The sequence below is a fragment of the Pseudomonas sp. CFBP13509 genome (assembly GCF_005233485.1).
GTDB lineage: Bacteria > Pseudomonadota > Gammaproteobacteria > Pseudomonadales > Pseudomonadaceae > Aquipseudomonas > Aquipseudomonas marginalis.
On record NZ_QGAA01000002.1, the window covers coordinates 482,044 to 506,185 of the forward strand.

General features: G+C 61.8%; 21 protein-coding genes. 13 read left to right on the forward strand and 8 right to left on the reverse strand.

What is annotated here, in order from left to right:
- Positions 1-63: 63 nt before the first annotated feature.
- Positions 64-1,380 (reverse strand): OprD family porin, encoded by a 1,317-nt coding sequence (locus tag PspCFBP13509_RS05575; RefSeq protein WP_027605121.1) that lies wholly within the window; start codon positions 1,378-1,380, stop codon positions 64-66.
- 408 nt (positions 1,381-1,788) lie between these two features.
- Here PspCFBP13509_RS05575 and PspCFBP13509_RS05580 point away from each other — a divergent pair, with 408 nt between their 5' ends.
- Positions 1,789-3,876 carry a TonB-dependent receptor gene (locus PspCFBP13509_RS05580; protein ID WP_137211676.1) on the forward strand — a complete coding sequence of 696 codons (2,088 nt, stop codon included), beginning with the start codon at positions 1,789-1,791 and terminating at the stop codon, positions 3,874-3,876.
- 199 nt (positions 3,877-4,075) lie between these two features.
- Here PspCFBP13509_RS05580 and PspCFBP13509_RS05585 read toward each other — a convergent pair whose 3' ends face one another.
- The 3 genes from PspCFBP13509_RS05585 to PspCFBP13509_RS05595 all read right to left on the reverse strand — a co-directional run bounded on the left by PspCFBP13509_RS05585 (position 4,076) and on the right by PspCFBP13509_RS05595 (position 8,654).
- Positions 4,076-4,291: a hypothetical protein gene (locus tag PspCFBP13509_RS05585; RefSeq protein WP_065925789.1), complete on the reverse strand. Its 216-nt coding sequence runs from the start codon at positions 4,289-4,291 to the stop codon at positions 4,076-4,078.
- Positions 4,292-4,525: 234 nt separating this feature from the next.
- Positions 4,526-5,632: an agmatine deiminase gene (gene aguA, locus PspCFBP13509_RS05590; protein ID WP_065925790.1), complete on the reverse strand. Its 1,107-nt coding sequence runs from the start codon at positions 5,630-5,632 to the stop codon at positions 4,526-4,528.
- Between the two features lie 121 nt (positions 5,633-5,753).
- Positions 5,754-8,654: an aminotransferase gene (locus tag PspCFBP13509_RS05595; protein ID WP_137211677.1), complete on the reverse strand. Its 2,901-nt coding sequence runs from the start codon at positions 8,652-8,654 to the stop codon at positions 5,754-5,756.
- A 153-nt stretch (positions 8,655-8,807) separates the two neighbouring features.
- On the opposite strand from PspCFBP13509_RS05595, the gene rfbB reads away from it, so the two are divergent.
- Genes rfbB through PspCFBP13509_RS05630 form a run of 7 tightly spaced genes read left to right on the forward strand, consistent with a single transcriptional unit; the run spans position 8,808 to position 15,872 of the window.
- Complete coding sequence (rfbB, locus tag PspCFBP13509_RS05600) at positions 8,808-9,890, forward strand: dTDP-glucose 4,6-dehydratase (RefSeq protein ID WP_065925792.1); 1,083 nt, start codon at positions 8,808-8,810, stop codon at positions 9,888-9,890.
- Positions 9,887-10,780: a glucose-1-phosphate thymidylyltransferase RfbA gene (gene rfbA, locus PspCFBP13509_RS05605; protein WP_065925793.1), complete on the forward strand. Its 894-nt coding sequence runs from the start codon at positions 9,887-9,889 to the stop codon at positions 10,778-10,780. The genes rfbB and rfbA overlap by 4 nt, the downstream gene beginning before the upstream one ends.
- On the forward strand, positions 10,761-11,306 hold the full coding sequence (gene rfbC, locus PspCFBP13509_RS05610) for a dTDP-4-dehydrorhamnose 3,5-epimerase (RefSeq protein WP_065925794.1): 546 nt from the start codon (positions 10,761-10,763) through the stop codon (positions 11,304-11,306). The genes rfbA and rfbC overlap by 20 nt, the downstream gene beginning before the upstream one ends.
- On the forward strand, positions 11,303-12,172 hold the full coding sequence (rfbD, locus tag PspCFBP13509_RS05615) for a dTDP-4-dehydrorhamnose reductase (RefSeq protein ID WP_137211678.1): 870 nt from the start codon (positions 11,303-11,305) through the stop codon (positions 12,170-12,172). The genes rfbC and rfbD overlap by 4 nt, the downstream gene beginning before the upstream one ends.
- Positions 12,173-12,208: 36 nt before the next feature.
- Positions 12,209-14,017, forward strand: coding sequence for a sensor histidine kinase (locus PspCFBP13509_RS05620; protein WP_065925796.1), 1,809 nt, complete (start codon positions 12,209-12,211; stop codon positions 14,015-14,017).
- On the forward strand, positions 14,014-15,390 hold the full coding sequence (locus PspCFBP13509_RS05625) for a sigma-54-dependent transcriptional regulator (protein WP_065925797.1): 1,377 nt from the start codon (positions 14,014-14,016) through the stop codon (positions 15,388-15,390). The genes PspCFBP13509_RS05620 and PspCFBP13509_RS05625 overlap by 4 nt, the downstream gene beginning before the upstream one ends.
- A gap of 26 nt (positions 15,391-15,416) precedes the next feature.
- Positions 15,417-15,872, forward strand: a complete 456-nt coding sequence (locus PspCFBP13509_RS05630) for a YiiD C-terminal domain-containing protein (protein WP_065925798.1) — start codon at positions 15,417-15,419, stop codon at positions 15,870-15,872.
- 65 nt (positions 15,873-15,937) lie between these two features.
- On the opposite strand, the gene cysQ is transcribed toward PspCFBP13509_RS05630, so the two are convergent.
- Entirely contained in the window at positions 15,938-16,774 is an 837-nt protein-coding gene (cysQ, locus tag PspCFBP13509_RS05635) for a 3'(2'),5'-bisphosphate nucleotidase CysQ (protein WP_027605133.1), read from the reverse strand.
- Entirely contained in the window at positions 16,771-17,337 is a 567-nt protein-coding gene (nudE, locus tag PspCFBP13509_RS05640) for an ADP compounds hydrolase NudE (RefSeq protein ID WP_027605134.1), read from the reverse strand. Before nudE ends, cysQ begins: the two co-directional genes overlap by 4 nt.
- An 87-nt stretch (positions 17,338-17,424) precedes the next feature.
- Here nudE and yrfG point away from each other — a divergent pair, with 87 nt between their 5' ends.
- The gene (yrfG, locus tag PspCFBP13509_RS05645) at positions 17,425-18,087 is read left to right on the forward strand and encodes a GMP/IMP nucleotidase (protein WP_065946703.1); all 663 of its coding nucleotides are present in this window, start codon (positions 17,425-17,427) and stop codon (positions 18,085-18,087) included.
- A 107-nt stretch (positions 18,088-18,194) separates the two neighbouring features.
- Here the strand turns inward: yrfG and lysM are convergent, their stop codons facing one another.
- Positions 18,195-18,635, reverse strand: coding sequence for a peptidoglycan-binding protein LysM (lysM, locus tag PspCFBP13509_RS05650; RefSeq protein ID WP_065946704.1), 441 nt, complete (start codon positions 18,633-18,635; stop codon positions 18,195-18,197).
- A gap of 132 nt (positions 18,636-18,767) precedes the next feature.
- Between lysM and PspCFBP13509_RS05655 the strand changes: the two genes are divergently transcribed.
- The 4 genes from PspCFBP13509_RS05655 to PspCFBP13509_RS05670 all read left to right on the forward strand — a co-directional run bounded on the left by PspCFBP13509_RS05655 (position 18,768) and on the right by PspCFBP13509_RS05670 (position 23,616).
- Positions 18,768-19,655 carry a LysR family transcriptional regulator gene (locus tag PspCFBP13509_RS05655; RefSeq protein ID WP_065946705.1) on the forward strand — a complete coding sequence of 296 codons (888 nt, stop codon included), beginning with the start codon at positions 18,768-18,770 and terminating at the stop codon, positions 19,653-19,655.
- A 97-nt stretch (positions 19,656-19,752) separates the two neighbouring features.
- Positions 19,753-20,592 carry a formate dehydrogenase accessory sulfurtransferase FdhD gene (gene fdhD / locus PspCFBP13509_RS05660; protein WP_065946706.1) on the forward strand — a complete coding sequence of 280 codons (840 nt, stop codon included), beginning with the start codon at positions 19,753-19,755 and terminating at the stop codon, positions 20,590-20,592.
- Positions 20,589-22,937 (forward strand): FdhF/YdeP family oxidoreductase, encoded by a 2,349-nt coding sequence (locus tag PspCFBP13509_RS05665; protein ID WP_065925805.1) that lies wholly within the window; start codon positions 20,589-20,591, stop codon positions 22,935-22,937. The genes fdhD and PspCFBP13509_RS05665 overlap by 4 nt, the downstream gene beginning before the upstream one ends.
- Positions 22,938-23,142: 205 nt before the next feature.
- Complete coding sequence (locus PspCFBP13509_RS05670; RefSeq protein ID WP_027605140.1) at positions 23,143-23,616, forward strand: glycine zipper domain-containing protein; 474 nt, start codon at positions 23,143-23,145, stop codon at positions 23,614-23,616.
- An 83-nt stretch (positions 23,617-23,699) separates the two neighbouring features.
- Here the strand turns inward: PspCFBP13509_RS05670 and PspCFBP13509_RS05675 are convergent, their stop codons facing one another.
- Positions 23,700-24,131, reverse strand: coding sequence for an acyl-CoA thioesterase (locus PspCFBP13509_RS05675; protein WP_137211679.1), 432 nt, complete (start codon positions 24,129-24,131; stop codon positions 23,700-23,702).
- Positions 24,132-24,142 lie beyond the last annotated feature (11 nt).

The following is a 24,142-nucleotide window of genomic DNA, read 5'->3' on the forward strand; positions in this document are numbered from 1 at the left end:
TAAAAAAACCCCGAACCAGTCGGGGTTTTTTATCGCCTGGAATCAGGCGCGACGTGTGATCACTTAGAAAACGTTGATCGGGTAGTCGGCGAACAGACGGATTTCGTTACCGCCTACGTTGTACTTGTCGGCATTGCTGGAAACGCGCAACCAGGACGCACGAGCACGCAGGCTCAGGTCTTTGGCCGGGCCGCTTTGGACGACGTATTTGAACTGGTTGAAGATCTCGCGCTCGGTGCCATTGCCACGGTTGGAACCGTCGTCAATGTTGGTACCGCGCACGTAGGCCACGTTGTAGGTCAGGCCAGGCACGCCGAAGGTGCTGAAGTCCAGGCCGTAGCCGGCCTGCCAGGAGCGCTCGTCCTTGCCGTTGAAGTCGGACCAGTAGGAGTTGGCCAGCAGGATGGTGTTGCCGCCGTCGCCGATGCCGCCAGCGTTGCGGTAGCCGCCGTACAGGTAGCCGGTGTCGCCCGTGCTGCGCTGGTGAGCGACGGTGAAGCTGTGCGGGCCGACAGCCCATGTGGCGCCCAGGCTCCAGATCTTGTTGTCGCGAGCGTCTTCGCTGCCTTGGTTTTCCAGGGCGAAGCTCTTGTCCAGCTTGGTCTTGTAGCCATTGAAGTCAAAGGTCAGCGACTGTTTCTCTGGCAGGGCCAGCACGTAGTTGACGTTGACGTATTGCTTCTTCAGCACGTCTTGCATGTCGGAGGCGTACAGCGCGGCCGACAGGTTTTCGGTGAATTTGTAGCTGCCACCGACGTAGTCGATGCTTTTCAGACGGCCGCTGTCGGTACCTTCGGCGCTCTTGCGAGCTTCCTTGGTGAAGTGACCGGCGTCGAGTTGCAGGCCGGCGATCTCTTTGGAGACGATCGACGTACCCGTGAACGTTTCGGACAGCAGACGGGAGTTGTCGTAGGCCAGGACCGGAACGTTAGGGAACTGATCACCGTACTTGAGCACCGTGTTGGAGACGCGGAACTTGACCGCTGCGCCGCCTTTGGCCAGGTCGTGTGGTGCCGAGCCAGGGTTTGCCGAGCCATCTGGGTTAGTGGTGCCATTACCCTGCTTGAAGAAGTCGATCCCCCCCGCGCCGGCGCGACCTTGGCCACCGTCCAGACGGATAGCATATTGGCCGATCACGTCCACACCCACACCGACAGTGCCTTGGGTGAAGCCGGACTCGAACTTGCCGATGAAGCCTTGGCCCCATTCGGCTTTGTCTTGCTTGCCGTTTTTGTAGTCGCGGCTGATGTAGGCGTTACGGGCCGCGATGTTCAGGTGGCTGTCTTCAACAAAACCCTTGGATTGCTCCTGGTCGTTTGCCATTGCTGTCGATGCGCTCAAAATCCCCAGAGCGATCAGACTCATCCGTTGCTTCAACATTTTTTGTATTCCTTATTACGGGTTGAGTACGCGCGATGACACCAGGCTCCATGTCGCTTTTCTGGTGTCGACTTTTCCGAAAAAAGAAGGCCCGCGGACGACTGAACATGCCGCGGGCCTTTTCTTATTGGATGAGTCATGGCTGTTAGCCACAGGCGTTGGGCGCAATCCTAGTCGCGCGTTGAACTATGTGTCAATTTCGTGAATCGTCTGTATTTAGGCGAAATAATTCTAAGCAAAGGCCTACTGCCTTTCTGAAAACGACCAGATTCTGTCTTTAACGACCCATGAAACACATCTCGTAACATATTTCAAAGCCGATACGTTTGGTAATGGATAACGCGCGCAAATGCAAAGCATTACCATTAGCGTGCTTTTTCCTGCCAAACCCTTTGGATGCATTCCACCATGCCTGCCCTTCGCCTGACGCCCATGACCCTTGGGCTTTCTGTTCTGCTGTCTGCCGGTTTTGCCTGTGCGGCCACCACCTTGCCCGAAACCTCGATCAGCGCCGAAGCTGACGAAGACGACCCGCGCGTCAAGGAAACCAGCACCGCGACCCGCACCGCCACACCGGTACGGTATGTGCCCCAGGCCATCGACTCGGTGAAGACCGAAAGCCTGCGCGCCTACGGCACCAACGACCTGGGCCAGGCCTTGAGCGGCATCCCCAACGTCAGCAGCGGCGCCGACACGCGCTTCGACAGTCTGCGCATCCGTGGTTTCGACGCGAGCAACGACTTCTACCTCGATGGCATTCGCGACGACAGCCAGTACGTGCGCGACCTGCACAACATCGAGCGCATCGAAGTGCTCAAAGGCCCGGCAGCCGTGCTTTACGGGCGAGGCGGCCAGGGTGGGATCGTCAACCGCGTGAGCAAACTGCCAACGGCCGGGCGCAAGTCGAGCATCGAGGCCCAGGGCGGCAGCAACGATTTGCGCAGTGTGTATGCCGACCTGAGCACCGACCCCACCGACAACATCAGCCTGCGTCTGAACATGGGCAACCAGGACAACAACAGCTTCCGCGACGGCGTCAGCGGCAATCGCCAACTGTTCGCGCCGTCCATGAGCTGGCAGCTCACCCCGGATCTCAATTGGCTGGTGCAATACGAATACAGCCGCTACAACCGCACGCCGGATCGCGGCATCCCCGGCGTCAACGGCCGCCCCGCCGACGTCAGTCGCAGCACCACCTACGGCGACAGCCGCGATTACATCGACGACAAGACCCAGTCCCTGCGCTCCAAGCTGGCCTACGAACTCAACGACAACTGGCAACTGCGCCAGACCCTCGGCGTGTTCAAGCTCGACAGCGATTTCGACAACACCTACCAGACCGCCTATGTTGCCTCGACCAATCGGGTGACGCGCCAATGCTGGCAGCAAGACCTGACCACCCTCAACGTCTTCAACAACGTCGAGCTGGAAGGAGGCTTCAGCACCTTCGGCCTGGAACACCGCCTGCTCACCGGCGTGGAGCTGGGCAGCCAGCGCCGCGATCCAAAGCTGTACACCGCCACTGCTGTGAACCGCGGTGGCCAGGCCGTGCCAGCCCTGGACCTCAACCAGCCCAACCGTCGCCTGAGCCACACCGGGCGCATGAGCGTATCGAGTAACAACCACACCGAAGTCGAAAGCCGCGCCCTGTATGTGCAAGACCAACTGCGCCTGAACGACCAGTGGCAAGTGCTGGCCGGCCTGCGTTACGACCGTTTCGAAGTGGACACCAAAAACAAACTGCTCAATACCCGACAAGACGTCAAAAGCCACAGCACCAGCCCGCGCTTTGGCCTGGTGTGGACGCCCCTGGAACACCACTCGTTCTATGCCTCGTGGAGCAAGACCTTCTCACCGGCCGGTGGCGGCCTGATCGGCATCACCCCGAACGCCGCCGGCAGCGTCAACGACCTGAGCCCCGAGCTGACCAAGCAAAAAGAGATCGGGGTGAAAAGCGACTGGCTCGACGATCGCCTGAGCACCACCCTGGCGGTGTACGAACTGGAACTCTACAACCGCCGCACCAGCGACCCGCTGGACCGCACCATTACCCTGCTCAGCGGCCTGCAGCGCTCGCGCGGCGTGGAGCTGACAGCCACCGGCAAGATCGTCGGCAACTGGTCTGTACGCGGTGGTGTCGGCCTGCAGGATGCCAAGGTCGAGAAGGACAACAACGGCTTTGAAGGCAAGCGCGTCAGCGACGTGGCCAAGCGCAATGCAAGCCTGTTTGTCACCTGGAAACCGGAGATGGGCTGGTACGCGGAAACCGGTTTGACCCTGGTCGGCGACCGCTACGCCGACAGCCTCAACACCGTGGTGCTGCCGGGTTATGGCAGTTGGGATGCGTTGGTCGGGTTCCGGCAGAAAGAATGGGATGTGCGCGCGGCGCTGAACAACATCGCCGACAAGACCTACTACGAATCGGCGACCAGTGTGGCGCAGATTCAGCCGGGCGATCCGCGTAACCTGGTGGTGACAGGCACCTACAGTTTCTAACCCCGATAAACCCGTAGAGGTCGTCTCAAGCAACACCACACAAACCCCGTAGCAGCTGCCGAGCGCAAGCGAGGCTGCGTAGGGCGCGCAGCCGATTCAATCTCGAGTCGCGGCCGACGCAGCCTCGCTTGTGCTCGGCAGCAGCTACGGATTTACGCGGTGTTGGATAGACGGTATCTACGACATCAGTGGTGATTGTTCAGTTTTCAATCAACTCGCACAACGCGTGCATTTCATCCTCGCTGAACAACCCCACCGGGTAGCGTTCACTCATCACACTGCGCAAATCCGGCTGCTGCCTGACTTGTCGCGAGCCGTTTTCCTTCAACCAGAGCCCCAGCGCATGGATCGCGTCACCGTCAACCCGCGAAGGGTGGAAGGTGCGCGTGTACATCGGGTTGATATTGGCATTCATTTCGGCGCTCTCTCCTGCTGCGTGAGCGGCTAACTTACTCAAGGTTTATGACAGAACTGTGCGGTCATCACCCTGGGACACTGGGGCAACACCGATACAAGAGCTATGCCAATGTCGCGTGTTTATAGGTGGGTGGACACAAAAAAGCCCACGAGCGTGATGGGCCGTGGGCTTGCTGTAGAGGCCGAAACCGAGGAGCGCCCGGCTGCCGGAAAGGCGTTGTTACAACCGCACTCAGTTTTTATGCGGGGCCGGCTGTTGTTGGGTCAGGCAATGGATATTACCGCCACCCAGTAACAGTTCACGGCCCGGCACCATCACCACTTCGTGCTGCGGGAACAGGTTCTGCAGGATAGCCTTGGCTTCAGCGTCCAACGGGTCGTCGAAACTTGGCGCGATGATGCCGCCGTTGACGATCAGGAAGTTGACGTAGGAACCCGCCAACCGCACGGTCGGATTGCGTTCCTGTGTGCCGTCCACCGGGTCGACCCCTGCGCACTCTTCCTCAGTGGCATACAACGGCCCCGGGATCGGCATTTTATGCACTGTGAACGAGCGCCCCTGGGCGTCGGTGCTGCTTTGCAGGACGGCCATGGCGGCGTGGCAACGTCCGTAGTTCGGGTCTTGCGGGTCGTCGGTCCAGGCCAGCAATACTTCGCCCGGGCGCACGTAGCAGCAGAAGTTATCCACATGACCGTCGGTTTCGTCGTTGAACAGGCCGTCCGGCAGCCAGATGATCTTATCCACAGCCAGGTTGGCGCTGAGCACCGCTTCGATTTCGGCACGGTCGAGGTGCGGATTACGGTTGCGATTGAGCAGGCACTCTTCGGTGGTGATCAGGGTGCCTTCGCCGTCGACGTGGATCGAGCCGCCTTCCAGCACGAAACCCTCTGTGCGGTAACGCGGCGCGCGCTCGATTTCGAGGATCTTGCCGCCCACCTGCGAGTCGCGGTTCCACGGCGAATACAGGCCACCGTCAAAACCGCCCCAGGCGTTGAAATCCCAGTTCACGCCGCGCACTTCGCCACGGTCGTTGATCACGAACGTCGGGCCGGTATCGCGCACCCAGGCGTCATCGCTGGACATTTCCACCACACGGATATTCGGCACGTCCAGGCGGGCGCGGGCGTTTTCGTACTGGCCGGCGGAAACCGCAACGGTCACCGGCTCAAAACGTGCGATGGCCTTGGCCACGGCCACGTGAGCGGCCTGCGCGGGCTTGCCGCCCAGGCGCCAGTTGTCCGGGCGCTCGGGCCACACCATCCAGGTTTGGGTCTGTGGCGCCCATTCGGCGGGCATGTGGAAGCCATCGGCGCGGGGGGTGCTGTGCAGGGTGGTCATGGCGATCAGGACTCCGAATGGGGTAAAGGCCGACTTTATAACGGATAAAAATCGGCTTTAAAAGCGAACAGACAGCCTGGATGAAAAATATGACAGCTAATCACCGATAACAATCGATTATTTACAGTTGCTCATCCAGCACCTTCGACAGCATGTCGACAAAGAAGTCCACGCTACGTTTGGAGGTCACCATCGGCGGCTTGATCTTGAGGATGTTCAAATAATCGCCAGTCGGCTGCATGAAAACCCCCAACTCCCGCAAGCGATCACACAACAGGGTGGTCTCTTCGGTGGCGGGCTCCAGGGTTTGCCGGTCACGCACCAACTCCAGGCCCAGATAGAAACCGGAACCGTGAACCGCGCCCACCAGGGGATGACGGTCGATCAGCGCTTCCAGCCGGGCCTTGAAATGCCCGCCGACCACCTGGGCGTTTTCCCACAGCTTTTCTTCTTCCATCACATCCAGCACCGCCATGCCGATCCGGCAACTCACCGGGCTGCCCCCCGACGACGAGAAGAAATACCCCTCGGCCTCCAATGCCTCGGCGATCTCGCGACGGGTGATCACCGCGCCAAGTGGCTGACCGTTGCCCATGCCCTTGGCCATGGTGATGATGTCGGGCACCACGCCCTGCTCTTCGAAGCCCCAGAAAAAGTGCCCCATGCGGCCGTAGCCGACCTGCACTTCATCGGCGATGCACACGCCGCCTTGGGCACGCACCAACCCGTACACCTGCTGCAAGTAACCCGGCGGCAGGGAGATGCCGCCGGCGTTGCCGTACACCGGTTCACAGATAAACCCGGCCAGTTGGCGCTTGCTCGCAGCGATTTTCGCCAGGTTATGTTCCACGCTTCGTACGTAGTCCGGCGCACTGTCCTGCCCGCGGAATTCACCACGATAGGTGTTCGGCGCGGTAACCGGGTGGACCCACTCCGGGCGGCTGCTCAAGGCCTGGGGATTGTCCGCAATCGAGGTGGACACCGCATCCGCCGCCACCGACCAGCCGTGATAGGCCTCCAGCACACTGAGCATGTCGCGCCCACCGCTGTAGGCCCAGGCCAGGCGGATGGCCAGGTCGTTGGCCTCGGTGCCGCTGTTGACCAGGAACACCCGATCCATGCCCGCCGGCGCCAGCGCCAGCAAGCGCTCGGAAAACTCGGCAATGGCGGCATAGTGAAACCGCGAGTTGGTATTGAGCAGCGACCATTGCCGCGCCGCGACCGCCGCCATGCGCGGGTGGCCGTGACCCAGTACGGCAACGTTATTGAGCATGTCCAGGTAGGAGCGGCCCTGCATATCGATCAGGTGGTTGCGCCAGCCGCGCTCGATGCGTGGAGGGTCGACGTAATAGTGCTTCTGCGAGCGGGCAAAACTGGCGTCACGCCGGGCCAGCAGGGCGTGGGGGTCGAGTTCCGGTTCGGCATCGCAGGCCAGTCCCAGTAATGCCGCGGGCGAGGGGCACAAGGCTTGCCAGGCCAAGGCCCGGGACGGTGTACAAAACAGCGGCGGTTCGAGGTCGGCACGGCACAGTTGCACGGTCAGCGGCCCATGGACCTCACCGAGAACCTGCCCCTCCACCAGCAATGAACCGTGCTTCAACCGGGTGTCCACGCCCCACAACCGCACGCTCAGCTCCACCCCTTGCACGCTCACAAGGCCATCGGCGTCCTGATGCAGCGTTCCGGCAAAAGGCGCCTCCAACACCGTGCCATGGGGCAGATGCAGCTCTACGTGGAGGGGGAAAGTCTGCGGTTCGGTGGCACTGTCCGGGCAGGTGCGCGACAGCCGATATTGGCCATAACGACTTGCCGCCAGCCCATGCACGGCCGCCGCCTGATCCAGCAGTTGCCGATCAATGCCGGGCAGTTCCCAATTGCCGGCTTCGAAATGCGGGCTGAGCACCCCCAGGTCGATCAGCGCGAACTCACGCCCCACCAGGCCCGGTAGCAACGGCGCGAAGTCCTGGCTGGCAATCGACGACAGCGTCTCACCGACACTGCCGAGAATCGCAGCCTCCATCAGCTCAAACGGCACCGACGACGCCACATGGAAAATTTCCCACTCGTGTTCGGCGTTTTTCAACAGGTAAGTGTTGTCCGGATCCAGGCGCTGCTGCTGTTCGCTGCTTAATACCAACACTGCCGCACGGGCGACGATCAGCGGCCACAACGCCTGCAACTCCTCGCGCTGCAGTGGGGTCACGGCATGGCAGGCCCGGACCGCCGGCAGGATGGCAAACGGGTCGCCCTCGGCATGGTGCAACAGGGCCGCGCAGGTCACCGACAGGTCGGCAATCCGCCAGGTGTGCACCAGGTCGCCGAAATCGATGACGCCTTGCAGTTGCCAGTGCCGTTGCGCATCGCGCTGCCACACCACGTTGTCATCGGTGATGTCCATGTGCACCGCTTGCCAGGGCAGGCGGTCGGCCAGGGGGCGAATGCGCTGTTCAACCTGCTCGGCCACCTGTTCCAGCGCGGCGCGGTGGGGCAGGTTTTCCAGGGTGGCCAACAGATGGGTGATCAGTTCCCGGGCATGGCGCGGGTCCCATTGCAGGGTACGGTCCAATCCAGGGTGGGAGAAATCCGCCAGCGCCAGGCTCATGCGCCCGCACAGGTCGCCGAAGCCTGCGATCACGTCGCGCCCCAAATGGGGCAGATGGGTCAACGGCTGGCCGTCGATATAGTCCAGCAGCCGCAGGTGCAGGGGCTGGCCATCGACCGTCACGCTCAACAGTTCTTCACCGCCCAGGGCCTTGATGACCTTGGGCACCCGCACGGCCTGCAGGGTGTCGAGGGCCGCGTGCTGGGCCTGCAGCTCAATCGCCGCATAGTCGCCCCGGCAGATCTTCAGAACAAACCGGCCGCGAGTGCTGTCGACTTTGTAATTGAGGTCTTGCTGGCTGCCCAGTGATTGCAGGGTGCCCGTGAGGCCGTAGTGCTGCTCGAGCAATTGCGCTGCCTGGTCGGGGCCTACTTGCGGGCAGGGTAGATTGGCGCGATGGATCAACGTAGCAAGCAGCATGGGCGTGGCCTCGTTTTTTTCAGGGGTGTATATCGCCATTGTTCAGGTGAGTTAGGCAACCCCCCTACGCATACCGCGCTTGCGCCTATCTTCCGCACAACTCAAGCTATGCTTCATTCGCTTAATGTCCGTCTAAGGAAAAGGCCCTCCGACATGCGCATTCTCATCACCGGCGGCGCTGGATTTATCGGCTCCGCCCTGATCCGCCATCTGATCCAAAACACCGAACACGAAGTGCTCAACCTGGACAAACTTACCTATGCCGGCAATCTGGAATCACTGAACAGCATTGCGTCCAACAGCCGCTATGAGTTCGTACAGGCCGATATCATTGACCAGGCCAGCGTCAGCGCCGTGCTGACGCGCTTCGAGCCACAGGCAATCATGCACTTGGCTGCAGAATCCCATGTCGATCGTTCGATTGACGGGCCGTCGGATTTTATCCAGACCAATATCGTCGGCACCTACAGCCTGCTGGAGGCCACCCGCGCGTACTGGCACACGCTGGCGGAGCCCTCCAAGAGCGCTTTCCGTTTCCATCACATCTCCACCGATGAGGTGTACGGCGACCTGCACGGCGTTGACGATCTTTTCACCGAAACCACGCCTTACGCGCCCAGTTCACCTTACTCCGCGAGCAAGGCGGCGTCCGACCACCTGGTACGTGCCTGGCAGCGCACCTACGGCCTGCCGGTATTGCTGACCAATTGTTCGAACAACTACGGCCCTTTCCACTTCCCCGAGAAGTTGATCCCGCTGGTCATCCTCAACGCGCTCGCGGGCAAGCCATTACCGGTCTATGGTAATGGTTTGCAGGTGCGCGACTGGCTGTTCGTCGAGGACCATGCCCGCGCACTTCTGAAAGTGGTAACTGAAGGTGTGGTCGGCGAGACCTACAATATCGGCGGCCACAATGAGCAAAAAAACATCGACGTGGTACGAGGCATCTGCGGCCTGCTGGAAGAATTGGCACCGCAACGTCCGGCCGGTGTGGAAAAATTTGCCGACCTGATCACGTTCGTCAAAGATCGACCGGGCCACGATCAGCGCTATGCAATCGACGCCAGCAAGATCGAACGCGAACTGGGCTGGGTCCCGGAAGAAACGTTCGAGACCGGCCTGCGCAAGACCGTACAGTGGTACCTCGACAACCTGGAATGGTGCCGCCGGGTACAGGACGGCAGTTATCAGGGTGAACGATTGGGCAACACCGACATGAAGGATCTGATTGCATGATGAAGGGAATCGTATTGGCAGGAGGCTCAGGCACTCGCTTGCACCCCATTACCCTGGGCGTGTCCAAGCAGCTGCTGCCAGTGTATGACAAGCCGATGATCTATTACCCGATCTCGGTGCTGATGCTGGCGGGAATCAAAGACATCCTCGTGATTTCCACGCCAGTGGACTTGCCGCAGTATCGTAACTTGCTGGGCGATGGCAGCCAGTTCGGCGTGCGCTTCACCTATGCCGAGCAGCCGTCGCCGGATGGCTTGGCCCAGGCATTTATCATTGGCGAAGAATTTATCGGTAATGACCCGGTATGCCTGATCCTGGGTGACAACATTTTCCACGGCCAATATTTCGGCGAACAGTTGCGGACTGCAGCCAGGCGTCCTTCCGGCGCGACGGTATTTGGTTATTGGGTAAAAGACCCAGAACGATTTGGCGTGATCGACTTCGACAAGGATGGTCGCGCCCTGTCGATTGAAGAGAAACCACTGAAGCCAAAGTCCCCCTATGCCGTAACCGGCCTTTACTTCTACGACAACGACGTGATCGAGATCGCCAAAGCCGTGAAACCTTCACATCGTGGCGAGCTTGAGATTACCGACGTCAACAACGCCTATCTCAAGCGCGGCGACCTGCATGTGGAACGTTTTGGGCGCGGCTTCGCTTGGCTCGATACAGGCACCCACGACAGCCTGTTGGAAGCTTCGCTCTACGTGCAGACCATCGAGCATCGCCAGGGCCTGAAAGTAGCCTGCCTGGAAGAAATTGCTTACCAGAACCGCTGGATTGACCGTGAATACTTGCTGGAGCGGGCCAAATATTTTGGCAAGACCGGCTACGGTCAATACTTGTTCACCCTCGCAGGGGATAATCCATATGAATGTATCCGCCACTGAGTTGCCCGGGGTATTGATCATCGAGCCGAAGGTTTTTGGCGATGAACGCGGTTTTTTCTATGAGAGTTTCAATGCCCGGGACTTTGCGCAAGCAACCGGGCTGCAGCAAGAGTTTGTTCAGGACAACCACTCGCGCTCACAAAGAGGCGTGTTGCGCGGCCTGCATTACCAAGTGGAACACGCTCAGGGCAAATTGGTGCGAGTGACTGCCGGTGAGGTGTTAGACGTCGCAGTGGATATACGTCAGAGCTCACCTGCATTTGGCAAATGGGCCAGCGTTCGGCTATCGACCGAAAACAGTCGCCAACTGTGGATTCCTCCGGGGTTCGCCCATGGTTTTGTGGTGCTCAGCGACTACGCAGAATTCCTCTACAAGACGACTGATTACTACACACCCTCTGCAGAGCGCTGCATCCGCTGGGACGATCCGGACCTCAATATCGACTGGCAATTGACGGGGCCTCCAACCTTGTCTTCCAAGGACCAGAGCGGCAAAAGCCTGAAAGACGCCGATCTATTCCCATGAAAATCCTGATTACCGGCCAACATGGCCAAGTCTCCCAGGCACTGCAACAGCAGCTCCAGGGCCTGGGCGAACTGATTGTACTCGGCCGCGAGCACCTCGATCTGGCCGACGCCAAGCACATCCGCCAGCAGGTGCGCGCCCATCGCCCCGACCTGATCATCAACGCCGCCGCCCACACGGCTGTGGATCAGGCCGAAAGCGAAGCGGACCTCGCCTTCGCCATCAACGCCACCGCCCCCGGGATTCTCGCCGAGGAAGCCAAGGCCTTGGGCAGCCCGTTGATCCACTATTCCACCGACTACGTGTTCGACGGCAGCAAGCCTGCGCCCTACACCGAAGCTGACACACCCAATCCCCTGGGCGTCTACGGCCAGAGCAAACTGGCGGGTGAACAGGCGATTGCCGCAGTGGGAGGCCAGTACCTGATCCTGCGCACCAGCTGGGTCTACTCCAACCACGGCAAGAACTTCCTGCTGACCATGCAGCGCCTGCTGCAAGAAAAACCCCACCTGCGCATCGTCGCCGACCAGATCGGCGCGCCGACGTGGGCCGGGACCATTGCCGCCAGTACGCGCGCCCTGATCGAACGCTGGCAGGCGGGCAAGGCCGGGGAATGGGGCATCTACCACCTGACCGCCGAGGGTGAAACCTCGTGGTTCGGCTTTGCCCAGGCGATCGGCGAGCACCTGCGCGCCAGTGGCCGCGCCTGTGCCGAACTGGAGGCGATCCCGTCCAGCGCCTACCCGACCCCCGCCCGGCGCCCGCTGAACTCACGTCTGGATTGCAGCCACCTGCGCCAGCAATGGCACGTCAGCCAGCCCTTGTGGCAAGACGCATTGCGCGAGTGTCTTGCCGGGCAGCACTAGGCATAATGCGCCTGTACCCACAGGCGCACGACTCCCATGACTCCACCCCTTCCGCGAAGACCCCGCTGGCGCAGCCTTGCCCTGTTGGCCCTGTGCCTGGCACCGTTGCTGTGGCCGCTGGAGCACTTGGCCGAGCGTTACTATCGCAGCGAACTGGCCGGGCAAAACCGCCAGACCCTCGACCTGTACGTCGCCAACCTGCTGGGCACCCTGCATCGCTATGAAGTGCTGCCGCAGATCCTCGGCGACTTGCCGGCCTTGCGCACGGCACTGGACGCACCGCAGGTCAGTACCAACCTGGTCAACGCCAACCTGCTGCTCAAGGACGTCGCCGCCCAGGCCGGGGTGGAAGTGATGTATTTGATGGACACCACCGGCAAGACCCTCGCCGCGTCCAATTGGGACAAGCAGGACAGTTTCGTCGGGCGCAACTTCTCGTTCCGGCCCTATTTCAGCGAAGCCATGGCCGGGCGCCTGGGGCGGTTTTTCGGGCTGGGCACCACCTCGGCCAAGCGCGGCTATTTCTTCGCCGCCGCAGTGCGCGATGGCGACACGATCATCGGCGTACTGGTGGTCAAGGTCGACCTGGACCACACCGAAAGCCTGTGGGGCAATACCCCGGAACAACTATTGGTCACCGACCACAACGGCGTGGTGATCCTCACGTCACGCCCGCAATGGCGCTTCCGGGCCACCCGGCCGCTGACCGCCGAAGAACGCCAGGCCATCATCGCCATCCAGCCCTACCCCACGCGCGATCCGCAACCGTTGAGCCTGAGCAACAGCGCATGGCTGCGCCAATCCACCGCCATTGCCGAGACCGGCTGGAATGTGGAGATCCTTGCACCGCAATCCTTGATCAGCCGCCCGGTGCGCACGGTGGTCGCCGTGGGCGGCGCCACGTTGCTGGTGTTGATGCTGCTGCTGGGCCTGTTGATGCAGCGCCGTCGCCACTACCTGGAACGCATCGCCTTCGAAGCCAAGGCCCGCCGCGAGCTGGAGATGCGCGTGGTCGAACGGACCAGCGATCTGGAAGGCCTCAACCGTCGCCTCAAACAGGAGGTGCTGGAGCGCGAACACGCCCAGCAGGAACTGGTGCGCGCCCAGGATGACTTGGTGCAGGCCGGCAAGCTGTCAGCGCTGGGCACCATGTCGGCAAGTATCAGCCACGAACTCAATCAACCCCTGGCGGCGATCCGCAGCTATGCGGAAAACGCCGAGATCCTGCTCGACCACGAGCGCACCAGCGATGCCCGGGGCAATCTCAAGCTGATCAGCGAACTGACCGGGCGCATGGCCTCGATCATCGCGCACCTGCGCGCCTTCGCCCGGCGCGATCGCCATGCCCCGGAGAGCGTGGCCCTGCAACCGGCGCTGGACGATGCGCTGGCCTTGCTGGCCAAGCGGCGGCGCTCGATGGAAGTCGAGCTGATCCGCGATTTGCCGGAAGCGACCCTGTGGGTGCAGGCCGGCGAAACCCGCCTGCGCCAGGTGCTGGGCAACCTGCTGGCCAACGCCCTCGACGCCCTTACCGAAAAAGGCCCGCCGCGCAAACTGTGGCTGAGTGCCGAAACCACCGCCCAGGGCGTCAACCTGTACATTCGCGACAATGGCCCAGGCTTTTGCATGGAAGCCCTGGGCCGCGCCAGCGAACCGTTCTACACCACCAAGACCCGCACCCAGGGCTTGGGCCTGGGCCTGGCGATCTGTGAAACCCTGATGCGTGCCTTTGGCGGCGAACTGCTGTTTGCCAACCACAAGGAAGGCGGCGCGCTGTTAACCTTGAAATTGCGCGCCGGCTCGCCGGGCGTCAGTCTGCAACCGTCCGAGGACCGCAGTGTATGAGTATCGATAACCAGATTCAGGTGGTGTTGATCGACGATGATCCACACTTGCGTCAGGCCCTGTGCCAGACCCTGGACCTGGCCGGGCTGAACGTCCTGCCCCTGGGCGAAGCCACCGGCCTCACCGCGCGCCTGTCGCGGGATTGGCCGGGCGTGGTGGTCAGCGACATCCGCATGCCCGGCATGGACGGCCTGGAGCTGCTGGCCGAGCTGCACGGCCAGGATCCGGACCTGCCGGTGCTGCTGATCACCGGCCACGGCGACGTGCCGCTGGCGGTGCAGGCCATGCGCGCGGGGGCCTATGACTTCCTCGAAAAACCCTTCGCCAGCGACGCCCTGCTCGACAGCGTGCGCCGCGCCCTGGCCCTGCGCCGGCTGGTGCTCGACAACCGCAGCCTGCGCCTGGCCCTCAGTGACCGCCAACAACTGAGCACCCGCCTGGTGGGGCACTCGCCACAGATGCTGCGCCTGCGCGAGCAGATCGGCGCCCTGGCAGCAACCCGCGCGGATGTGCTGATCCTCGGCGAAACCGGCGCCGGCAAGGAAGTGGTGGCCCGCGCGCTGCACGACCTGTCGAGCCGGCGCAGCGGGCCGTTTGTGGCGATCAATGCCGGGGCGTTGGCCGAGTCGGTGGTGGAGAGCGAACTGTTCGGCCATGAGCCCGGCGCCTTTACCGGCGCGCAGAAACGCCGCATCGGCAAATTCGAATTCGCCAACGGCGGCACGTTGTTCCTCGATGAAATCGAAAGCATGAGCCTGGACGTGCAGGTCAAGCTGCTGCGCCTGTTACAGGAGCGTGTGGTGGAGCGCCTCGGCGGCAACCAGCTGATCCCGCTGGATATCCGCATCATCGCCGCCACCAAGGAAGACCTGCGCCAGGCCGCCGACCAGGGCCGCTTCCGCGCCGACTTGTACTACCGCCTCAACGTCGCGCCGTTGCGTATTCCGCCACTGCGCGAGCGCGGTGAAGATGCGTTGATGCTGTTCCAGCACTTCGCCGACGAAGCCAGCAGTCGCCACGGCCTGCCTTTGCACGAGCTGCAACCGGGCCAGCGTGCCCTGCTGTTGCGTCATAGCTGGCCGGGCAATGTGCGCGAATTGCAGAACGCCGCCGAGCGCTTTGCGTTGGGCCTGGAGCTGGCGCTGGACAGCACCCCGGACAATCCCGCCAGCAGCGTGCTGACTTCCACGCCGGGCGGCTTGAGCGAACAGGTCGAGCAGTTCGAAAAAAGCCTGATCGCCGCCGAACTGACCCGCCCCCACAGCTCCATGCGCAGCCTCGCAGAAGCCCTCGGCGTACCGCGCAAGACCCTGCACGACAAACTGCGCAAGCACGGCCTGAACTTCGCCAACCAAAGTGCTGACGACGAATGACCCTGCCCACCCATCAAGAGGCCCCCATGAGCCGTGACAGCCGTTACCTGGAATCCATCCTCCACCACGACATCCCCCTGACCCGCGAAATGGGCCTCAAGGTACTCGACTGGCAAGACGGGCAACTGCAGCTGCACCTGCCTTTGCAAGCCAATATCAACCACAAGAGCACCATGTTCGGCGGCAGCCTCTACTGCGGCGCGGTGCTGGCGGGTTGGGGCTGGATGCACCTGCAACTGCGCGAGGAAGGGATTGAAGACGGGCATATCGTGATTCAGGAAGGGCAGATCAGCTATCCGCTGCCGGTGACGCACGACGCGACCGCCATTTGCGCGGCGCCGGAGGAGAAGGTGTGGAAGCGCTTTTTGGCGACCTACAAGCGCTATGGCCGGGCGCGGCTGGCGTTGGACACCTGGATCGCGAATGAGGGCAGTGAAGAGCGGGCCGTTACGTTCACCGGCCAATACGTCCTGCACCGCTAGAAGCCAATACACAAAACAAATGTGGGAGGGGCACCGCCCCTCCCACATTTAGATCGGCTGAGGTATTAAGAGCGGGCCAAGGTCAGCAACCGCTCACGCCACGCCGCCTTCGCCGGCAACGCCAGGAAAAACGGATTCAGCAACGACGCCCGCGCCGGATAGCTGAACGGCTCGCCACTCAACTCCAGCACCTCGCCGCCCGCCCCTTCCAATACACCCTGCGCCGCCGCCGTATCCCACTGCGAAGTCGGCGCCAGCCGCGGGTAGCAATCGGCACTGCCCTCGGCCAACAGGCAAAACTTCAACGAACTGCCGATATTCGCCAGTTTCAACTCCCCCAACCCTTCGCTCAAACCGTCCAGCAGACGCTCTTGCTCGGGGCTGGTATGCCGGCGGCTGGCGACCACGGTAAACGCCTCACCCACTGCTGGGGCCTCGCGCACCTGGATCTGCCTGGGCGCTTCGTTCACATCGGAGCGCCACGCCCCCAGGCCGGCTCCACCGAAGTAGCAACGGCCACTGGTGGGCATGGACACCACGCCGAACACCACGCGACCCTGTTCGACCAGGGCAATATTGACGGTGAATTCTTCGCTGCCGGCGATAAATTCCTTAGTGCCATCCAGCGGGTCCACCAACCACCAGCGCTGCCAGCCGGCCCGTACGCTCTGGTCGATGTCGGCGTCTTCTTCGGACAGCACCGGGATGCTCGGGTCGAGTGCGGTGAGGCCCGCAAGAATCAGATGGTGGGCGGCCAGGTCGGCCGCCGTGACCGGCGAATCATCGGCCTTGGAGGTCACCGCCACATCGGCGCGCCAGTACGGCAGGATCACTTCACCCGCCTGGCGGGCCAGCTCGATCACAGGGGCGATAAACGGGTGGCCTAAAAACAGTTCGCTCATGGGGTAAACGCTCCACGCTGAATCAACAAATCTCGTACCAGGTACAACGCCGCCAGGGCGCGGCCTTCGCTGAACTGCTCGTTTTGCGCAAGCTGCGACAGCTCGCGCAGGTTGACCCGGTCCACACGCATCGGCTCGGGCTCATCGCCTTCCAGGCGTTCTTCATAGAGTTCGGTGGCGAGCACCACCTGGATTTTCTGGCTCATGTAGCCAGGAGACAACGACAGCTCGGTAATGTGTTCCAACTGCCGTGCGCCGTAGCCGGCTTCTTCCTTGAGTTCACGGTCTGCTGCCGCCAGCACGTCTTCGCCGGGTTCGATCAGGCCCTTGGGCAAGGACAGCTCATACTCATCGGTACCGCCGCAGTACTCTTCAACCAGCAACGCATGATCTTCGTCGATCATCGCCACGATCATCACTGCGCCGTAGCCGGCACCGCGGCCCACCAGGCGCTCGTAGGTCCGTTCAACGCCATTGGAAAAGCGCAATTGCACTTCCTCCACGCGGAACAAACGGCTACTGGCGACTATTTCGCGGGCGAGGACGGTGGGTTTCTGGCGCATAAGCGGCTCCTTGGCGTGATCGGGTTACTATACCGTGGCTTTTCCGATTGTCTGTGTCGGATATCTTTACTTACATGAGACCGCACCATGCCCTCTTTGCCCTGGCACGCCATCGACACCGTCCTGCTGGACATGGACGGCACCCTGCTCGACCTGCATTACGACAACCACTTCTGGATGGAGCACCTGCCCCAGCGTTACGCCGAGCTGCACGGGGTGAGCCGGGCCATGGCCGAAATGGAGTTGCAGCCTCTGTTCGAGCGTAACGCCGGACAGTTGCAATGGTATTGCCTGGATTTCTGGAGTGCGGAGCTGAACATCCCGGTGCGCGAACTCAAGCTGGAAACCGCCCACCTGATCGCCCTGCGCCCGGATGCCGATACCTTCCTGGCGGCGATCAAACGGGCAGGCAAGCGCGTGATCCTGATCACCAATGCCCACCGTGACTCGCTGTCACTGAAGTTGGAGCGCATTGAACTGGCGCCGTACTTCGAGCGATTGATCAGCTCCCACGACTACGGCTTCGCCAAGGAAAACCCGCAGTTCTGGGATGCCTTGCAGGCTGACATCCAGTTCGATCCGGCTCGCAGCCTGTTTATCGACGACACCCTGCCGATCCTGCGCAGTGCCCAGGCGTTTGGCGTGGGGCATTTACTGGCGGTGAAAGAGCCGGACAGCCAAAAAGGGCCGAAGGACACCGGGGAATTTGCGGCGGTCGAGGATTACCGGGATCTCATTGCCGGGCTCTGAACCATGTGGGAGGGGGCTTGCTCCCGATAGCGGTGGATCAGTCAACTTGATGTCGACTGACACTCAGCTATCGGGAGCAAGCCCCCTCCCACCTTTTCGCCCGTGTATTACTCAGGAATACGCAGCGTCTGCCCTGGGTAAATCTTGTCTGGATGGGACAACAGCGGCTTGTTGGCCTCGAAGATCTTGTTGTACAGGTTGGCGTTGCCGTACACCGTCAGGGAAATCGCGCTGAGGGTGTCACCCTTTTTCACCACGACGAAACGGGCGGCGGTCACTGCCGGGCCGGTTACGGTGATCTGGTCATCCACACTGGCCACGCCTTGGATGTTACCCAGCGCCAGCAGAATCTTCTCTTTCTCTTCCTGGGTGGCGACTTCACCGGTCACGGTCACCTTGTCGCCCTCTACCGTGGTCTGCACATTCGGATTCCCCAGACCCACCTTCGCTACGTGTTCCTTCAACTGCTCACTCGCATTGGCATTACCCGGCGTCAACAGGTCGACAATCTTTTCGCCGGCTTCTTTGATAAAGCTGAAAATGCTCATAGTGCGCTCTCCTTGGTAGTTGATTTCCAGATGCCCAAGACTAGACCAGTCCGGCAGACTTGGGTTCCAGCCCGACCAAAGACGCAAACGCGCTAGAATCCCCCCGCCATTGGAATAAGCCCTGGAGCGAAGATGGACATCAAGCAGCTGAAATTCCTCATCGCCCTCGACGAGACCCGTCACTTCGGCCAGGCCGCGGCGCGTTGCCACATCACCCAGCCAACCCTGTCGATGCGCCTGCGCAACCTTGAAGAAGAGCTGGACTTGCCGCTGGTCAATCGCGGCCAGCGTTTCGAAGGGTTCACCGCCCCCGGCGAGCGCGTGCTGGCCTGGGCCCGCACGGTGCTGGCGGCCTATGACGGCTTGCAGGCCGAAGCCGCCGCCTGCCGTGGCAACCTGGTGGGTACGTTGCGCCTGGGTGTGGTGCCGTTGTCGAGCTTTGATCCGCTGGCGTTGATGCAACAACTGCACAAGGAGCATCCGAGCCTGCGCTTTGAGCTTTCGGCCCTCAGCTCCGAGCAGATCCTCGAACAGTTGGCGAGCAATCGCCTGGACCTGGGCGTGTCCTACCTCGACCGCCTGGACAACGAGCGCTTCGATTCCCTGGCCCTCGGCGATACCCGCATGGGCCTGCTCTACGACCAGCGCTATTTCAGTTTTGGCGACAAGCCGCTGAGCTGGGAGGCATTGATCGAACTGCCCCTGGGCATGCTCACCAGTGGCATGCACTTCCGTCAGTCCATCGACCACAACTTCCACAGCCGGGGCCTGCACCCGCAGCCGCTGTTACAAACCGACGCCGTCCATCAGTTGTTACAAGCTGTGCATGGCGGACTGTGCTGCGCCGTCATGCCGCTGGACGGCGGTCTGGACGCCCTCACCGAACATTTGCGCCTGCAACCTATCGAAGACGCCCACACCCTGGCGCGCCTGGGCCTGATCATGCGGCGCAGCGCACCGCGTTCGGCATTGGCAGAGGCGTGTTTCGCGCTGTTTCAGAAATCGCAAACAGAGTCTTGATCGACGTCATCTATCGGTAGATCAGTACTGGCAATTAGACGCGACGCTTTGTCGCGCCTAGTCTAAACACTGATCAATCCGCCGGTGGTACTGCCCCATGAACGCCAAGCGCCCAGTCTGCGCGGCGCCTGCTCCGGAAACGTCCGCGCCCGTCGCCAGCCAGAGCTACCAGTTTTGCAACCTTGAGCACACTGAAGTCACCAGCACCGCCTTGGCGGAAGAAGTGGCGTTGGCGATTGCCTATAACGACATCAGCCAGGCCGTCATGCTGGTCACGCCCACGGACCTGGAAGACTTTATTGTCGGGTTCAGCATCGGCAGCGGCATTATCGCAGACGTCAGCGATATTTATGATCTGAAACTCAGCGGTTCGGGTTCGGCCCAATACGCTCAGGTGCAGATCTCCAGCCGTGCGTTCTGGAACCTCAAGCAGCAGCGCCGCCAGCTGGCAGGTACCAGCGGCTGCGGCCTGTGCGGAGTGGAAGCCGTTGAACAGGCCCTGCCGGACCTTCAAGTGCTGCCCGGCGCGCCCTTGCCGCCTGCCGAATGGCTCGACGGCCTGCGCCAGCGCATCAGCGCGTTCCAGCCTTTGGGCCAGTGCAGCGGCGCTGTGCATGCGGCTGTGTTCATGAATAACCAGGGCGAATTGCTGATGGGCCGTGAAGACATCGGCCGGCACAACGCCCTCGACAAGTTGATCGGTGCGCTGATCCGCCAACGGATCCCCACCGACGGCGGGCTGGCGATTGTCACCAGCCGTTGCAGCCTCGAATTGATCCAGAAAGTCCTGCGCGCGGGCATCCAGACCCTGGTCAGCCTGTCGTCGCCCACCGGCCTGGCCCTGCAATGGGCTCGCCGGCATAACCTCAATCTCATCCACCTGCCGCAGAAAAGTGCGCCGCGGGTCTACAGCCCTGCGATGGAGAACCAGCCGTGAGCAATCATCATCAAGCCGACCAAACCCCAACCCCGCGCTACAAGCCTTACAAGGGCCCGGCTGGCGGCTGGGGCGCGCTGATCAGCGTGGCACAGGCGTGGTTGACCAGTGACAACGCGCTGAAAAACCTGCGCATGATGCTCAAGACCAACCAGAACGGCGGCTTCGACTGCCCGGGCTGCGCCTGGGGCGACTCGCCGGAAAGCGGCATGGTCAAGTTCTGCGAGAACGGCGCCAAGGCGGTCAACTGGGAAGCCACCAAGCGCCGCGTTGACGCAGCGTTTTTCGCCAAGCACAGCGTCACCGCGCTGCTGGAGCAAAGCGACTATTGGCTCGAGTACCAAGGCCGCCTGACCGAGCCCATGCGCTACGACGCCGAAACCGATCGCTACCAGCCCATCAGCTGGGAAGCGGCCTTCGACCTGGTCGGCAAGCACCTCAACGCCCTGCCCAGCCCGGACATGGCCGAGTTCTACACCTCGGGCCGTGCCAGTAACGAAGCGGCGTACCTGTACCAGCTGTTTGTGCGCGCCTACGGCACCAACAACTTCCCGGACTGCTCGAACATGTGCCACGAGGCCAGCGGCGTCGCCCTGGCGCAGAGCGTGGGGGTCGGCAAAGGCACCGTGACCTTTGATGACTTCGAACATGCCGATGCGATATTCGTCTGGGGCCAGAACCCCGGCACCAACCACCCGCGCATGCTCGAACCGCTGCGTGAAGCGGTCAAACGCGGTGCCCAGGTGGTGTGCATCAACCCCCTCAAGGAGCGCGGCCTGGAGCGCTTCCAGCATCCGCAGCATCCGCTGGAAATGCTCACCAACGGCGACAAGCCGACCAACACCGCGTACTTCCGCCCGGCCCTGGGTGGCGACATGGCGATCCTGCGCGGCATGGCCAAGTTCCTGCTGCTGTGGGAGCGCCAGGCTCAGGCCGAAGGCAAGGAAGCGGTGTTCGACCACGACTTCCTCAATGAACACACGGCCAACGTGCTGGATTACCTGGGCCAGATCGACGACACCTCCTGGGATGAAATCGTCGAACAGTCCGGCCTGACCCTGGTCGAGATCGAGCAAGCGGCACGCATGTACGCCAAGGGCAAGAACGTGATCATGTGCTGGGCGATGGGTATCACCCAGCACCGCCACTCGGTGCCGACCATCCAGGAAATCGCCAACCTGATGCTGCTGCGCGGCAACATCGGCCGCCCCGGCGCCGGCCTGTGCCCGGTGCGTGGCCACAGCAACGTGCAGGGCGACCGCACCATGGGCATCAACGAACGCCCACCGGTGGCGTTCCTCGACGCCTTGGAGCGACGCTTCCAGTTCCAGGTGCCGCGCACCAACGGGCACAACGTGGTGGAAGCGATCCACGCCATGCTTGAAGGTCGCTCCAAGGTGTTTATCGGCCTGGGTGGCAACTTCGCCCAAGCCACGCCGGACAGCCCGCGCACCTTCGAAGCACTGCGCAATTGCGACCTGACCGTGCAGATCAGCACCAAGCTCAACCGCAGCCACCTGATGCACGGCAAGGACGCGCTGATCCTGCCGTGCCTGGGCCGCACCGACATCGACATCCAGGCCGAAGGTCCGCAAGCGGTGACGGTAGAAGACTCGTTCAGCATGGTCCACGACTCCAACGGCCAACTGCAGCCGCTGTCGAAGTTGATGAAATCGGAACCGGCCATCCTCGCCGGCATCGCCGCCGCAACCCTGGGCAGCAAACCGGTGGACTGGAACTGGTTGGTGGCCGATTACAGCCGCATTCGCGACCTGATCGCCGATACCATCCCAGGCTTCAAGGACTTCAACGAACGCCTGAAACACCCCGGTGGTTTCTACCTGGGCAACTCCGCCGGTGCCCGACGCTGGAACACGCCTTCGGGCCGTGCCAACTTCCGCCCGAACATCCTGCCCAAGGACCTGATCCACGAGCGCACCCATGCCACGGGCCACGTGCCGGACCTGATCATGCAATCGATGCGCTCCCACGATCAGTACAACACCACCATTTATGGCCTGGACGACCGCTATCGCGGGGTCAAAGGCCAGCGTGACGTGCTGTTCGTCAACGAAGCCGACATCATCCGCCTGGGCTTCAAGCCGGGGCAGAAAGCCGACATCGTGTCGTTGTGGGAAGACGGCCGCGAGCGTCGGGTGAAGGGCTTCACCTTGCTGGCGTTTGATATTCCGGCGGGGCAGGCTGCGGCTTACTACCCGGAAGTGAACCCGTTGGTGCCGCTGGAAAGCACCGGGGATGGCAGCCATACACCGACGTCGAAGTTCGTGGCGATACGTTTGGAAGCTGCCAGTGACAATGGGCTGATCACGGCGCGTTCGGCCTGACTGATCATTTCGGACACAAAAAAGGCCGCTTTTGCATAAAAGCGGCCGTTCCGAAGTAGCTAAAGACTCGCAAAAACCACTTAAGTTCCCGAGCTAAAACAGTAAGTTAGAGAATTGTGTACAACTCGTGCTACTGGTCGGATTTCTATTGTAACCATGTCAATACAGCCTCAGGATCGCGCCGTCATCCTCTTGAGGTCTCTCTATGAAGTTCTCCTCGATTCTCTTGTTGTCCCTTGGCCTGGTCAGTGGCGCAGCCATGGCCGGTGGCACCACCGAAGCCGGTGTGGGCGGCGCATTGGGCGGGGTTCTAGGCTCGGTTGTCGGCCAGCAGTTGGGCGGCAACACCGGTTCGACCATCGGCGCGGCCCTGGGCGGCGCAGGCGGTAGTGCGGTCGGCGCAGACAAGCGCAGCCGCGGCGAAGCAGCCATTGGCGGCGCACTGGGCGCAGCCGGCGGCAACGTGGTGGGCCGCAGTGTCGGCGGCAGCACCGGGGCACTGATCGGTTCAGCGGCCGGCGGTGGCGCGGGCGGTGCGCTGGGCAACTACATGGGCAACAAGAGCGATGACGATGATCGTCGTAGTCGTGATAGCCGCCGTTATGACCGCGACGACCATCGCGGCCGCGGCCATGCCTACGGGCATCGCAAGAACAAGCATCACTACCGTCACCGCTAAGCGCTAAAGAACACTGAAAAACCGATGTGGGAGGGGGCTGGCCCCCTCCCACATCGGGTTCCGTGGTGCCTGCAACGCCGAAGTCAGACCACCAACCGCTGCAACGCCTCGCGCAACATCCCCAGAATCGTCACCGGCTGGTTCGTCCCCCGATCCACGAACACATGCACAAAGCGCCCCGCCGCACAGGCCTCCTCTTCGCCTGCCTTGAACACCGCCAATTCATACTGCACTGAGCTGTTGCCCAGCTTGCCCACCCGCAGGCCGATGTCCAGGCGGTCGGGAAAGGCAATCGAGGCGAAGTAATCGCACGCCGAACTCACCACAAACCCCACCACCTCACCGTCATGAATATCCAACCCACCCTGTTCGATCAGGTAGGTGTTCACCGCCGTGTCGAAGAAGCTGTAGTAGGTGACATTGTTCACATGGCCGTACACATCGTTGTCGTGCCAGCGTGTGATGATCGGCTGGAAGTGACGGTAATCGGCGCGTTGCGGCATTGAGTCAGGCATGGGCACGTCTC

Coding starts and splice junctions, on each gene's coding strand:
- PspCFBP13509_RS05575 (WP_027605121.1), bottom strand. CDS start 1,380: ATGTTGAAGCAACGGATGAGTCTGATCGCTCTGGGGATTTTGAGCGCA.
- PspCFBP13509_RS05580 (WP_137211676.1), top strand. CDS start 1,789: ATGCCTGCCCTTCGCCTGACGCCCATGACCCTTGGGCTTTCTGTTCTG.
- PspCFBP13509_RS05585 (WP_065925789.1), bottom strand. CDS start 4,291: ATGAATGCCAATATCAACCCGATGTACACGCGCACCTTCCACCCTTCG.
- aguA (WP_065925790.1), bottom strand. CDS start 5,632: ATGACCACCCTGCACAGCACCCCCCGCGCCGATGGCTTCCACATGCCC.
- PspCFBP13509_RS05595 (WP_137211677.1), bottom strand. CDS start 8,654: ATGCTGCTTGCTACGTTGATCCATCGCGCCAATCTACCCTGCCCGCAA.
- rfbB (WP_065925792.1), top strand. CDS start 8,808: ATGCGCATTCTCATCACCGGCGGCGCTGGATTTATCGGCTCCGCCCTG.
- rfbA (WP_065925793.1), top strand. CDS start 9,887: ATGATGAAGGGAATCGTATTGGCAGGAGGCTCAGGCACTCGCTTGCAC.
- rfbC (WP_065925794.1), top strand. CDS start 10,761: ATGAATGTATCCGCCACTGAGTTGCCCGGGGTATTGATCATCGAGCCG.
- rfbD (WP_137211678.1), top strand. CDS start 11,303: ATGAAAATCCTGATTACCGGCCAACATGGCCAAGTCTCCCAGGCACTG.
- PspCFBP13509_RS05620 (WP_065925796.1), top strand. CDS start 12,209: ATGACTCCACCCCTTCCGCGAAGACCCCGCTGGCGCAGCCTTGCCCTG.
- PspCFBP13509_RS05625 (WP_065925797.1), top strand. CDS start 14,014: ATGAGTATCGATAACCAGATTCAGGTGGTGTTGATCGACGATGATCCA.
- PspCFBP13509_RS05630 (WP_065925798.1), top strand. CDS start 15,417: ATGAGCCGTGACAGCCGTTACCTGGAATCCATCCTCCACCACGACATC.
- cysQ (WP_027605133.1), bottom strand. CDS start 16,774: ATGAGCGAACTGTTTTTAGGCCACCCGTTTATCGCCCCTGTGATCGAG.
- nudE (WP_027605134.1), bottom strand. CDS start 17,337: ATGCGCCAGAAACCCACCGTCCTCGCCCGCGAAATAGTCGCCAGTAGC.
- yrfG (WP_065946703.1), top strand. CDS start 17,425: ATGCCCTCTTTGCCCTGGCACGCCATCGACACCGTCCTGCTGGACATG.
- lysM (WP_065946704.1), bottom strand. CDS start 18,635: ATGAGCATTTTCAGCTTTATCAAAGAAGCCGGCGAAAAGATTGTCGAC.
- PspCFBP13509_RS05655 (WP_065946705.1), top strand. CDS start 18,768: ATGGACATCAAGCAGCTGAAATTCCTCATCGCCCTCGACGAGACCCGT.
- fdhD (WP_065946706.1), top strand. CDS start 19,753: ATGAACGCCAAGCGCCCAGTCTGCGCGGCGCCTGCTCCGGAAACGTCC.
- PspCFBP13509_RS05670 (WP_027605140.1), top strand. CDS start 23,143: ATGAAGTTCTCCTCGATTCTCTTGTTGTCCCTTGGCCTGGTCAGTGGC.
- PspCFBP13509_RS05675 (WP_137211679.1), bottom strand. CDS start 24,131: ATGCCTGACTCAATGCCGCAACGCGCCGATTACCGTCACTTCCAGCCG.